Below are 11732 nucleotides of genomic sequence, written 5' to 3'. Positions count from 1 at the left end.
CTTGGCGGCAGGAATGGAAACCATCTCCACCGGTTATTGGCGTGGCCCCCACAGCCGAGCCTACACTGAGTGCTCGAACACACCGCGGTACCGGCGAAAGCCACCTAGAGGATTTTTCGATGTCTCACCAAGTCGACACCACGAACGGTTGCGACATGTCCTTTTTGCGGGGGACGACGGTGACTGCGATGACTTCAGAAGGAATGAGGCAATGACTTTCAGTGTCTTCGACACCATTATCCCCGGCATGGCGCACGGGTTTGCCGTGCTGGATACTTATCTCGACCACGGCAAGGCGCTTGAGGAGGAAAAGGGCCTCCAGTCCGGCGAAGTGTTGCGCGCGCGGCTCGCGCCCGACATGCTGACCTTCGGTGAGCAGTTTAGCGTCGTCGCCAGCAAAGTGGAACGACACCTGTCGTTTCTTATCGACCAGGATCCCGTTGCTCCCCCTGACGTGGAGCAGACTTATGCCGCCCTCAAAGCCCGCGTGACAGGCGTTCGGTCATTCCTGCAGTCGATAACGCCTGAGCAGCTCAGCGGAGCGGAATCTCGTACATACCAGCTCACGCCGCCTATTGTGCGTGGCTGGTTCGGTGGCGCTGATTACATTTTTTACCTAGTGATCCCTGACTTCTACTTTCACGTCACCACGGCGCACGACATCCTTCGCCATCTCGGCGCGCGTGTTGGCAAGCGAGACTACCTCGGATGGCTTAATATGGAGCACCCGGGCGGATACTCTTGAGCGCCAACGCTAGTCAACGGCGTCGGACGGCGGTCGGATGACCGGCCAGTCCCATGGCGCGAACCCCCATCTTCTCAACGCACCAAGCCGCCGCAGGCGCAATCATGGCCCGCCTGCAGGTGGCAGCAAGTTAGACAGGGTGCCAGGACAAACGGCCTTATCAAAGGAGGCGCCAAATGCGTCCGTCAAACAATGAGAAGACAACCTTCCTGGTATTGTTCCAGTACGATATCAATCGGGGAGTCATGTGTAACTACAACGACATCCAGCGAGAGCTCGAGCGACTCGGCGAGGACGTGGTCGAGTTTCGGACCGGCACTTGGTTCGTCGAATCGCAACTGACCGCTGGCGAGATCAGCACACAGTTGCGCGATAACCTCAGCGGTGCCGAGAGCCTGTTGGTCGCGGCGCTCGGGTTGGACGTCGCCTTTTTTGGCATCCTGCCCGAGAAGATCGCCGCGGTTGCACGCCACTCCACTGAGGCTAAGCCGCGCGTCTAGGCGCGGCGCTCCGAGAATGACCTGCTTCTCCATCTCATGCGGAATGCGAAGGGGATGGCTAGCCGGCACTTGATACGAACCGATTGGAACCAACGTGAACAACTTAGACTCCGAACAGGGGCTCGAAGTCCCCTCACTGTCTGCAGAGATTCCCGCGTCGCGAGAAGGCGTGTCGTCCGAATTCGACGTTGACCTTTTCGTCATCGGCGGGGGATCCGGCGGGATTCGCGCGGCTCGCGTCGCCGCAAGCCACGGCGCGCGCGTGATGCTCGCGGAGGAGTCCCGTTTAGGCGGGACATGCGTCATCAGGGGCTGCGTGCCCAAGAAACTCTTTGTTCACGCGAGTCGTTTTGGCGACGCCCTCGACGAGGCGGCGGACTTCGGCTGGAAGATCTCGCTTCCCCGTTTTGATTGGCCTTCGCTGGTGGCGGCAAAGGACAGGGAAATCGCTCGTCTGGAGGGCTTGTACGCGCAAGGGCAATCCAAGTCGGGCGTAGAGGTAGTCCAGTCGCGCGCGACGCTGGAGGACGCACACACGGTGCGCCTCGCCGACGGGCGCAGCGTCCGCGCCGGCATCATCTTGATTGCGACTGGCGCCAAGCCCGAGCTTCTGCCATTCGAGGGCATGGAGTTGGGCATCACCTCTGACGAAGCCTTTGACCTCAAGGAGTTCCCGCGACGCCTTGTCGTCGGTGGTGCCGGCTATATTGCGATGGAGTTTGCGGGATTGTTCGAGGCACTTGGCAGTGACGTCACGGTCGTGTGCCGCGGAAGCAACGTCCTGCGCGGCTTCGACGAAGACGTGCGTCAAGCGATTACGGCGTCTTACACGAATCGCGGGATCAAGGTGCTGCTGGGTGACAGCATCAAGCGCATGGCGCCCGGGAAGGTGGGCGGTGAGGGAGAAAGGCCGGCCACGATCGATGTCGTCACTGAGCAGGGCGCGCGCCTCAATGCCGATCAGGTGCTAATGGCTTTCGGGCGGGCGCCCAACACGATCGGGCTTGGACTGGACCGCGCTGGAGTAAAGACTGATGAGAAAGGTGCAATCATCGTCGACGCGAGCTCGCGCACCAGCGTCTCCAACATCTTTGCCGTAGGCGATGTCTCGAACCAATTCAACCTGACGCCGGTGGCAATCCGCGAAGGCCATGCCTTCGCCGACAGCGTCTTTGGGGGCAAGCCCTGGAGGGTCGACTACGCCAACGTGCCGACGGCCGTATTCACGACCCCGGAGATTGGAACGGTCGGACTAACGGAACTGGAGGCACGCTCCCAATACGCTGTCGTTGACGTCTACAAAGCGCGCGTCCGCCCGCTCGCGGCAGGTGTAACCGGAGACTGCGAGATCGCACTGCTCAAGCTCGTGGTCGACGGTGAGAGTGACCGCATTCTCGGCGTACATCTCTTCGCCGAAGACGCAAGCGAGATGATCCAAGTCCTGTCGATTGCATTGGAGAGCGGCGCGACGCGGGCGGACTTCATGTCGACCATGCCCGTGCATCCCACATTCAGCGAGGAACTCCTTGCAATGCAGACACCGACGGTCCGGTACGATCGCCGATAGTCGACAGAACCGTTGACTTCGGGTCTTTCGGACCGGTCGGAAGATCGGCAATGGACACGCGCTTCTTCCATTGGGCAACGGTCTTCAGATCGATCCCGCAACGCTTCAACCCGCCCTTAGTAAGTCATGTTTATCCACCCCAAATAACGAAGGAATCGAAAATGAAAACCCTCAGTTTCACCGTGCTTTTGGCGCTCTCGATCCTCACTCCCGCGGGAGCCCGGGCCGCCGAGTACGAGGTCAAAATGTTGAACAAGGGCAGTGACGGACAGGCGATGTCGTTCGAGCCGGCCTTCCTGCATATTCAGCCGGGGGACACGGTGCATTTCAAGCCGGTCGATAAAGGGCACAATGTCAATACGATACCCGGCATGCTTCCGGATGGAGCGGCACCACTGAAGGGCGCCATTTCCAAGGCCTTGGATGTAACTTTTCAGGAGCCCGGCCTCTACGGCTATCGCTGTCAGCCTCATTTCGGAATGGGAATGGTCGGCCTGATCGAAGTCGGCAACACGCCGGTGAACCAGGCCGCGGCGCGGGAGGCGAAAATGCCCCCGATGGCCAAAAAGCGAATGGATACCCTGGTTTCGCAGGTGCAATGACATTTGTGACTGCCACCTGAGTGCCGGCGCTGCGATCCGCCGCGGCGTCGGCCGATTAAGGTGGGTATTGTGGGCCGGCCATCGCCATGCTCCTCCCAAATGACTAGGGCAAGCGAAGCCTGTCCGCAGATTAAATAATTAACTGAAGGACCGCCAATGAGCGATGTCACCGATGCGATAAATGAAATCGAGGAGCGAATCTCCATCGAGCGAGACGGGTTGCGACAGTTGAGAGAACTGGCGGCGGCCGAGCAGGACGAGACCCTCATCGCGCAACGGGTGGCGGAACACGAGGACGAAATCGCGCGACTGACACTGCTACTCGCTGAATTGGAGAGCGGAGCCGCAGCCTTCCTTGCGTAGCCGCGTGAGCGATCTTTCGCCCTTGCAACCTGTCTAGAAGCTCTTGATGGGATTTGAATATCGACTTGCTTTCCTAAACATGGATGCGTCCCGCTTCCATTCCGAACGTCCCGTTTACGGCCTTTTCGGGGAACGTCGCTCCGAGGAAAGCTGGGTTGTGATCTTCTGTATTCACAGACAACCATCCGTGACGGGGCGCGGTGATCACGTCCCAGTGAGATCCGCTTCATCAGGCGAATTCGTTGGTCGATGGCATTTTGGCGTCGCCGAATGCGGACGGCCGTTCGCCGAAGGCCCGTTTCGCAGTGACGATGATCGAGGTGCGCTGATGAAGCCTACGGATCAGACGGAACAGGGGTTGGCCTCCAGCCTGTGCGAACGGCAGAAACCGCAACGCCGCTGGGAGCAGTTAAAATCCATGTCGGGCCAGCATGTTACCGCGTTTGAGACACGCCTTTTGGATTTCCGGACGCAGCGCATTGTGCGGGGACAGTGTTTTCTGGGGAAAGGGTTATACCGTTGACGCGACGAGAGGATTTCGGGGTGGCTACAGTCGAACTGAAGAAACTGTTTGGGGAATACACGATCGCCCAGCTCCCTGTGCTCGCGCCAATCCCCTCGTGGTGCGACGGCGCGGGCTTCGTCAACATAAGCCGTGGCGAAGACGAGTTGTCTGTGATCTGCTTGCGGGAGCGCGTGCCCGCGACCGTGAAGAGTGAAGGCGAGTGGGCCTGCTTCAAGGTGGTCGACCCGGTCACGTTCGGGGAGACGGGCAGCGTCCTCTCCATCGTGAAGCCGGTGTCGGAGAACAGCATCGGCGTGCTCGCGGTCTCCACTTTTAACGGGAACTATCTTCTGGTGCCGAGCCGCGACGCCGCGGCCACAGTTGACTTCCTCACCGCCGCCGGGCACCGCGTCGCATAACGGACTGCGGCAGGCGCGCGAGAGACGGATCAGTTGGCGCTCAGGACGGATATCGCTGCGATGCGTGTGGATGCGGGACTATGCCAAGGTGTCTGCTCCCGATCGATGAGTCCGCTCAGTTGAGCGTCACGGGATGATGGAATGAAAACGATAACAAGCGGTCATTTCTAAACCATTCGGCGGAAGACTAACTTCAACTGGTACCGTACTCAATATATCTGGCGCTCGTCGGGCAAGCCGAAGGGCTAGCTTAATCTGGGCTCGACGACTGCCAGTATTTCGACGGTGCGAATTCGATCAGGACCTATCAACCCCCGCCTGGAGAACCCACCATGCCGTTCCGCTTCGTCACCAAATCCATCCACGCCTACCTCATCGACTATCCCGTCGCGATTATCCTGCTGGTCGCGCCGTTCGTTTTGAAACTTGGTCAAAGTGGTCCGGTCGCCATGTGGCTTTCCGTCATCACAGGGGTCGCGGCGCTAATATTGCCCCTGCTGACCGACCATCCGACCGGCCTCATCAAGATAATTCCCTATTCGCTCCACCTCTGGGTCGATCGGGCGGTTGGAATAGTATTCCTTGGCGCGGTCTTCGCGTTCGATTTCACCGGCATCGACGGATGGTACTACGGCGTTCTCGGCGTCGCTGTTCTTCTCACCACTTCGGTATTCAATGCCCCTGAGCGGTCGATCTCGATGCATGGTGCAATGGGCAGCCGCGACGCAATTTGAACCGCCCGCTGCCCGGCGACTGTAAAGAGCTCGTCGGGGCGAGCCGCCCCCGCGGAGCCGCAACAGTGTAGGCTAGGCATCTTTGCAGTCCGCGGTCTTCACTTGGTGGTCGTGGCCCACAGGTCGCCCGCGACCACCAAGTGAAGCCGAGCCTGCGGCGCCTGAGATGGGTCACGGCGGCCGGTGCAGTGAACATGCACTAGGCCGCTCCATGCTCACCGACGCGCCGGTCTCGGCTTGTCAAACGATGACCCTTGACGCTCTCTTGTTTTAGCCGCGGGAGTAAGCCAGATACGAGCGGCCAGCATTTGCCCTGGCGCACCATTGACGGGCAGCGCTGCTCGGATCAAGCATTTTGGAGGAAGATCTTCATGGTCGACAAAGTCGCCGCGACATCAGCCGTATCTCCTTCGTCTCCCACGCACGCGAATCACAGCACCTCGATAGACTCCGAACCTGACAGGGCCTTGGTCGCGGAGCGGCAGGCGCAGATCACTGCGGGTTTCGAGCGATTGAAAGAGGAGCGCGCCGCCGCGAAGCGAAAGGAAGATCTTGAATCTGATTCTTGCGAAAAAGATCGGGCATCGGAGCGGCACACCAATCATCCGGCCGCGCGTATTCATCCGCACGAAGCAAATACTGAGGAGGAGCGCCTGTCGGGAGAGAGTGTCCGTATAGGAACGGGAAATTTGGACGATGCCGTTCCCTTCGGCGAGCATATTGGATTTGTGTGAGGGGCAGGTCTGCAGGTGTCGGCGCGATCACGCCGTGCTCCTCAGCCCCCTGCAAAGCGACCCTTCGACGAGATTTCGCAGCTCATGCGATTCGTCGCGTTCGCTTCAACGCTGAACCCGCGTGGCAGCGGCTGAAGCCCAATTTTTGATCTGTGACTTGCACGCCAATCGGGGCTGTTAGTTCAGCCCTACATGTGGATCACCATGTGTTTGGCGTAGCCGAAATGGATATAGGCTACCTCCGTCGGGAGCTCGGAGACATAGCGGCCGCGGGGTTAGGTCAAACTCACGCGTTTTGGATCAAATTCATTGGCTTCCAACACCTCCTCCGGAATGTCGTCGAACGAAGCGTAGTTCAGGTTGTAGAGCCGCGAATAGAGCTTGCCATTCTTCATCAGCTGGCGGTGGTTGCCGCTCTCGATGAGCTCGCCATTTTGCAGGACGATGATCCGGTCAGCTTCGCGGATCGTCGCCAGCCGGTGGGCGATGACGAGGCCGGTACGGTTTTCGAGAAGCTTCACCAGCGCCTTCTGGATCAGCATTTCCGTATAGCTGTCGATGTTCGCCGTCGCTTCGTCGAGGACCAGGATCTTTGCGTCAGCGACGAGCGCGCGGGCGAAACTCAGAAGCTGCCGCTGGCCGAGCGAAAGGTTGCCGCCGCGCTCGCCGAGCATGCTGTCGTAGCCCTGCGGAAGCCGCATGATGAATTCATGCGCTCCGACGGCCTTCGCCGCTTCGATCACCTGTTCGCGCGTTGCCTCTGTCTTGTGGTAGCGGATGTTCTCGAACACGGTGCCGGTAAACAGAAACGGCTCCTGCAACACCATCGCAATCTGGTCGCCGAGCGAATCCTGCGTCAGCTCGCGAACATCATGCCCGCCGACTAGAACCTGGCCCTGCTGCACATCATAAAACCGGTGGATCAGCGACATGCAGCTCGATTTGCCGGAACCGGTCGGCCCGACGAGGGCAACCGTTTCGCCGGGATTCACCTTGAAGCTGACGGTCTTGAGGATGGGATGCTTTGGATTGTAGCCGAAAACGACATCGCGGAATTCGACCGAGCCGTCCATGTCCCTGGAGAGCACCTTCGCGTTCGGCGCGTCCTTGATGTCGACGGCCACGTCGAGAACCTCGGTCAGGCGCTGGCCGGAAGCCATGGCGCGCTGCATGACGGAATATTGCAGCGTGAGCGAGCGGATCGGGTCGAAGAAGCGCTGGATATAGAAGAGGAAGGCAACGAGAACGCCGACGTCCAGCGCCTGGTTCAGGACGCGCGCGCCGCCAACGACGATAACCAGCGCCATCGCCACGCCGGTTAAGGAATCGACGATCGGCACCATCACCTGAGCGTAACGGGCGGCCGTCAGGTGCGTCTTCAGGTTCGCATGCGCCTTGTCGTCATAGAGCGTGAAATTGACGCTCTGGCGGTCCATGCTCTGGACCGCGCGCACGCCATGGATTGCTTCGGCGAGCGCACCGGCCGCGACCGAGTTCGTCTCGTGCGCCGCCATAAAGGATTTGCGCGCGAGCGGCAGCCAGAAGAGGCGGACGACGAAAAGCACGGGCAGGACCGAGAGAGTCAGCAGACCGAGCTTGAAGTCGAGATAGAGCATCACGCCGACGATGCCGAAGAGCAGCACAATATCGCCGACGGAAAGCACCGACGTCTCGAGAAATTCCTGCATGGAGTTCACGTCGCCCTGCAGGCGCGACATCAGGCGGCCAACCTCGGTCTTGTCCATGAAGGACAGCGAGACGCGCTGAAGATGCGAGAACATCGCCTTGCGGATATCGAAGAGCACGTTTTCCGCCACGCCGCCGACCAGTGTTTCCTGCGCGTAGCTGGCGGCATAGTTGACGAGGATGGCACAGAGGAAAGCGACGATCGACCAGGTAAGTGCGGCCGAATTGCCGCCTTGCCGCATGCCGTGGTCGATCGCATAGCGGATGATCAGCGGGATGAGGAGCTGCATCGCCGTGAACGTCAAAACGGCGGCGACCGACCAGACGATCTTGTCGCGATAGGGATCGACGAAGGCCCAGATGCGCTTGATGATGTTGCCGTCGAAGGCCTTGCCGAACATCTCCTCTTCGACGCGATGCGAGCCGACGACTGCCCGCGGCGGGCGGCGGCCGTCCTCGCGCGGATCCGGGCGTTCGGTTTCCATTTCTTCGGCCATATAACACTCCCTGGTCCCGAGGCTAGCTCACAGCTGCCTGGGTTTATTTGTTGGCGTGCCCGCGCACCCCCGAAAGGGCGGATGAGGGGGCGGCACCGCAGGCCGCTGCTCATTACTACGCGCTCAGCGCGTCGTCGCCCGGCCGCACCTGCAGATCGTAGAGCGCCTTGTACCGGCCGCCGGCGACGAGCAGTTCCTCGTGCGTGCCGCGCTCGACGATGCGGCCTTCCTCGACGAAGAGGATCTGATCGGCATGCATCAGCGAGCTCAGCCGGTGCGCGACGATGATCGTCACGCGGTCGGCGGCATATTTGCGCATCGCGGTGCGGATACGCTGCTCCGTTGCCGCGTCGATCGCGGCAGTCGAATCGTCGAACACCATGACGGCCGGCCGGAGCATCAGTGCACGGGCGATCGACAGGCGCTGGCGCTGGCCGCCGGAAAGCGAAACGCCACGTTCGCCCACCACGGTGCCGTAACCGGTCGGCAGCCCAAGCACGTAGTTGTGCAGCTGTGCGCTTTCGCTCGCCCGCTCGATCCGCTGCTCCTTCGCCCACGGGTCGCCATAGGCGATGTTGTTCTCGATCGTGGTGGTGAAGAGAAAGGAATCCTGCTGTACGACAGCAACGGAGCGGCGGAGCGATTGCAAGGTCGCCTTGCGGATATCCTGCCCGTCGATGGTGATCCGGCCCTTCGTCACGTCATAAAAGCGCGGGATCAGATGGGCGATCGTCGATTTGCCGCTGCCGGGCGGCCCGACGATTCCGATCGTTTCGCCGCGCTTTGCCTCGAAGGTAATGCCGTGCAGCACCTGATGCATTTCCGAACTCGGATAGGCAAAATCGACATCCTCGAAGCGGAGCGTACCTTCCGTGACCTTCAACTCTTTTGCATCAGGCGCATCGCACACGGCGATCTCGAGATCGAGCAGGTTGAAGAGGCGTGTGCCGCAAGTCGAGGCACGGGCAAAGGCATTGACCATCAGGCCGAGCTGGCGCACCGGCATCTGCAGGATCGTCATGAAGGTGAGGAACGAGGTAAGCGTGCCGACGGTGATCTCGCCTGCCATCACCTTCTCGCCGCCGACCCAGAGCACAAGCCCCATCGAGGCGAAGAAGGAAAAGGTCATGGCGCTGGTATTGGTAACGCGAATACCGACGCGCTGGTGCGCGAGCGCCAGTGCATTTTCCGACGCCTTCTCGAATTTGGAAAGCTCGTGCTCCTGCGCAGCAAAGGCACGGACGACGCGGATGCCGCCGAGATTTTCCTCCATGATGCGGGTGAGCACCGAAAGCCGTTCTTGCAGGTCCAGCCATGTGGCCCGCAGCCGGAGCTGCGTCACCGACGATCGCCAGCCGACGAAAGGCACGAAACTCAGCGCCAAAAGGCCGAGAACGACATCGGTCGAAATCAGCATGTAGGCGCCGATGCCGATCAGCATCGAAAGCAGGAAGACGCGCACGAGCGCCGTCGAGAAATACATCCGCACGCCTTCGAGATCGAGCAAGCCGACGGTGATCAGGTCACCCGAATGAACCGTATCGTGAAAGCTGAAGGAGAGCCGCTGGATCTTCTCGTAACAGGCGAGCCGTAGCTCGTAACCCATATGGTGGCCGACGGACTCGCTGTAATAGTTCTGGACCATCGTGAAGATGCCGCGCAGCACGCTGGCGCCCAGCAGAAGCAGTGCCGTCGTCAGCAGCGCATCCTGGGCCATCTGCCCGGCCGCCCCGCCGGTCAGTGCAACCTGCGTGTGGTCCACGGCCCGGCCGAGCAGGCGCGGGATCAGAAGCTGGAATGTGGATGCTACAAGGGTTGCGCCGATGGCGAGGCCCGCTTGCCAGGGGTGACGAAAGGCCATGACGGTAATGCGGACCAGAGTATAGAGGCCCTTGCCCCAGCCTGCCGCATTCACAAGCGCAAGCGAAGCCAAAGGCTTCGTCGCGCGTATCGACGCATCGCTGCTCACGGTAGTAATTCCAAAAATGTATGGGTCGGACGCTGGCCCGAAAAGAAGACGATTTGGTGAAGGGATTGTTAGCGCGCTTACTTTTGCCGATTCTACCTGAGCGTTCAAGTAAAGAATTCACCATCTGGTTATTTTATCGTGAGCATCCCTCCTTAAAAGACCGGCGATCGGGCCGGGACAGCGATATGCGCTTCGCTGTCCCGGCGCGCCTAGTGCGTCATCACCGGGCGGATCTGGCCGGCACGCTGCCGAAAAGCGGTCCCAGCCCTTCCGCTACCGTCAGATGCGCTATGACTGCATCTCGCAACTTCGGATAGGGTAGGTCGGCGAGCATCGCCGTCTGGACGGCGGCCATCACCTCGCCGGCTTCGGAGCCGATCATGGTAAAGCCGAGGATACGGTCGTCTTCGGCGCTGACCACCACCTTCATAAAACCTGGGTTTCATCGGTCGCTTCGGTACGCAGGACGCTGCTCATCGGCAGTTTCGCAACGCGGATCGGAATGTCCTCGCGCAGCGCTTCGCCTTCGCTCAGGCCGACGCGGGCGAGTGGCGGGTCGGTGAACATCACATAGGGAACCAGCCGTTCGTCCGTCCGGCGGTTGCCGCCGGCCATGTTGTCCCTGACGATCCTGAAGTCGTCGACCGAGACATGGGTGAATTGCGGGCTGCCTGCGGCTTCGCCGATCGCCCAGACGCCCGGAGCCGTAGTTTCCAGCCGCTCGTTGACGCGGATGAAGCCGCGGGCGTCCAATTCGACACCGGCCCTGTCGACGCCGATATCGGCGGTATTGGCAACGCGACCGACCGCTACCAGCAGATCGCTGCCTTCAATCACCTGTTCGTCCGCGGGGCCCTGAACTGTCACGCTCACCTTGTCGCCTGAAAGACCACGGACGCTTGTCACCTGCGTTTCCAGCAGCACCTCGATGCCTTCCGCCGTCAGAATGCTCTTCATTTCCTCGGCGACGTCAGCGTCCTCACGGCTCATGAGTTGACGCGACGGTTCGATCACCGTCACGCGGCTACCGAAACGGCGATAAGCCTGGGCCATCTCAATTCCGATATAGCCGCCGCCGAGCACGATCAGATGCGACGGCAGATAGTCAAGTTCCAGAGCCTCGATGTGGGTCAGCGCCCTGGCGGCTTCGAGGCCCGGAATATCAGGTATCGCCGCATGCGAGCCGACGTTGACGACGACCTCTTCTCCCGTCAGCAGGCGGGTTCCGCCCTCGTTGAGCGTAACGGCAATGGTCTTTGGCGCCACGAAACGGCCGCTGCCCATGATCAGTTCCGCGCCGCTCTGGCGATAAGCATTCAGATGGAAGTCGATCTCACGCTCGACCATGTCCTGCTTGCGACCGCGCACCTTCCTCATGTCGGTCGCCACCGGGCCGGTGACGGTGCCGAAA

Annotated in this window: 10 protein-coding genes and 3 pseudogenes; 8 read left to right on the top strand and 5 right to left on the bottom strand. The window is 60.6% G+C overall.

Annotated elements, in window-relative coordinates; translation table 11 throughout:
* Positions 1 to 211: 211 nt before the first annotated feature.
* The 3 genes from ACPYOI_RS18085 (at position 212) to gorA (ending at position 2812) form a co-directional block, all read left to right on the top strand.
* Positions 212 to 745 (top strand): DUF1993 domain-containing protein, encoded by a 534-nt coding sequence (locus tag ACPYOI_RS18085; RefSeq protein ID WP_481418509.1) that lies wholly within the window; start codon positions 212 to 214, stop codon positions 743 to 745.
* A 176-nt stretch (positions 746 to 921) separates the two neighbouring features.
* Positions 922 to 1245, top strand: coding sequence for a hypothetical protein (locus tag ACPYOI_RS18080; RefSeq protein ID WP_481418508.1), 324 nt, complete (start codon positions 922 to 924; stop codon positions 1243 to 1245).
* A gap of 169 nt (positions 1246 to 1414) precedes the next feature.
* A complete protein-coding gene (gene gorA, locus ACPYOI_RS18075) occupies positions 1415 to 2812 on the top strand; it encodes a glutathione-disulfide reductase (RefSeq protein WP_481423145.1) in 1398 nt (465 codons plus the stop codon).
* Here the strand turns inward: gorA and ACPYOI_RS18070 are convergent.
* Positions 2811 to 2918 (bottom strand): annotated as a pseudogene (locus ACPYOI_RS18070) (IS481 family transposase); the annotation flags it as partial. The gene gorA and the pseudogene ACPYOI_RS18070 overlap by 2 nt on opposite strands.
* Before the next feature lie 55 nt (positions 2919 to 2973).
* Between ACPYOI_RS18070 and ACPYOI_RS18065 the strand changes: the two are divergent.
* Complete coding sequence (locus tag ACPYOI_RS18065; RefSeq protein ID WP_481418507.1) at positions 2974 to 3414, top strand: pseudoazurin; 441 nt, start codon at positions 2974 to 2976, stop codon at positions 3412 to 3414.
* A gap of 156 nt (positions 3415 to 3570) precedes the next feature.
* A complete protein-coding gene (locus ACPYOI_RS18060) occupies positions 3571 to 3777 on the top strand; it encodes a hypothetical protein (protein WP_481418506.1) in 207 nt (68 codons plus the stop codon).
* A gap of 253 nt (positions 3778 to 4030) precedes the next feature.
* Here ACPYOI_RS18060 and ACPYOI_RS18055 read toward each other — a convergent pair.
* Positions 4031 to 4171 (bottom strand): annotated as a pseudogene (locus ACPYOI_RS18055) (ATP-binding protein); the annotation flags it as partial.
* Between the two features lie 149 nt (positions 4172 to 4320).
* Here ACPYOI_RS18055 and ACPYOI_RS18050 point away from each other — a divergent pair.
* From ACPYOI_RS18050 to ACPYOI_RS18040, 3 genes are all read left to right on the top strand, one after another.
* A complete protein-coding gene (locus tag ACPYOI_RS18050; RefSeq protein WP_481418505.1) occupies positions 4321 to 4701 on the top strand; it encodes an ACT domain-containing protein in 381 nt (126 codons plus the stop codon).
* Between the two features lie 332 nt (positions 4702 to 5033).
* Positions 5034 to 5435: a hypothetical protein gene (locus ACPYOI_RS18045; protein ID WP_481418504.1), complete on the top strand. Its 402-nt coding sequence runs from the start codon at positions 5034 to 5036 to the stop codon at positions 5433 to 5435.
* 371 nt (positions 5436 to 5806) lie between these two features.
* Complete coding sequence (locus ACPYOI_RS18040) at positions 5807 to 6169, top strand: hypothetical protein (protein WP_481418503.1); 363 nt, start codon at positions 5807 to 5809, stop codon at positions 6167 to 6169.
* A 275-nt stretch (positions 6170 to 6444) separates the two neighbouring features.
* Here the strand turns inward: ACPYOI_RS18040 and ACPYOI_RS18035 are convergent, their stop codons facing one another.
* The 3 genes and pseudogenes from ACPYOI_RS18035 to ACPYOI_RS18025 all read right to left on the bottom strand — a co-directional run bounded on the left by ACPYOI_RS18035 (position 6445) and on the right by ACPYOI_RS18025 (position 11605).
* Positions 6445 to 8352 (bottom strand): ABC transporter ATP-binding protein, encoded by a 1908-nt coding sequence (locus ACPYOI_RS18035; RefSeq protein WP_481418502.1) that lies wholly within the window; start codon positions 8350 to 8352, stop codon positions 6445 to 6447.
* Between the two features lie 115 nt (positions 8353 to 8467).
* The gene (locus ACPYOI_RS18030; protein ID WP_481418501.1) at positions 8468 to 10429 is read right to left on the bottom strand and encodes an ABC transporter ATP-binding protein; all 1962 of its coding nucleotides are present in this window, start codon (positions 10427 to 10429) and stop codon (positions 8468 to 8470) included.
* 112 nt (positions 10430 to 10541) lie between these two features.
* A pseudogene (locus ACPYOI_RS18025) lies at positions 10542 to 11605 on the bottom strand (FAD-dependent oxidoreductase).
* Positions 11606 to 11732: the final 127 nt, after the last annotated feature.

This window comes from Rhizobium sp. SVR5-2C (genome assembly GCF_056755115.1).
The sequence above is the reverse complement of the archived record's forward strand: the minus strand, read 5'-3'. Positions and strand labels throughout refer to the sequence as shown.

What these genes read in the sequence shown, in the direction of transcription:
- ACPYOI_RS18085 (WP_481418509.1), top strand. Translation starts at nt 212, where the DNA reads ATGACTTTCAGTGTCTTCGACACCATTATCCCCGGCATGGCGCACGGG.
- ACPYOI_RS18080 (WP_481418508.1), top strand. Translation starts at nt 922, where the DNA reads ATGCGTCCGTCAAACAATGAGAAGACAACCTTCCTGGTATTGTTCCAG.
- ACPYOI_RS18065 (WP_481418507.1), top strand. Translation starts at nt 2,974, where the DNA reads ATGAAAACCCTCAGTTTCACCGTGCTTTTGGCGCTCTCGATCCTCACT.
- ACPYOI_RS18060 (WP_481418506.1), top strand. Translation starts at nt 3,571, where the DNA reads ATGAGCGATGTCACCGATGCGATAAATGAAATCGAGGAGCGAATCTCC.
- ACPYOI_RS18045 (WP_481418504.1), top strand. Translation starts at nt 5,034, where the DNA reads ATGCCGTTCCGCTTCGTCACCAAATCCATCCACGCCTACCTCATCGAC.
- ACPYOI_RS18040 (WP_481418503.1), top strand. Translation starts at nt 5,807, where the DNA reads ATGGTCGACAAAGTCGCCGCGACATCAGCCGTATCTCCTTCGTCTCCC.
- ACPYOI_RS18035 (WP_481418502.1), bottom strand. Translation starts at nt 8,352, where the DNA reads ATGGCCGAAGAAATGGAAACCGAACGCCCGGATCCGCGCGAGGACGGC.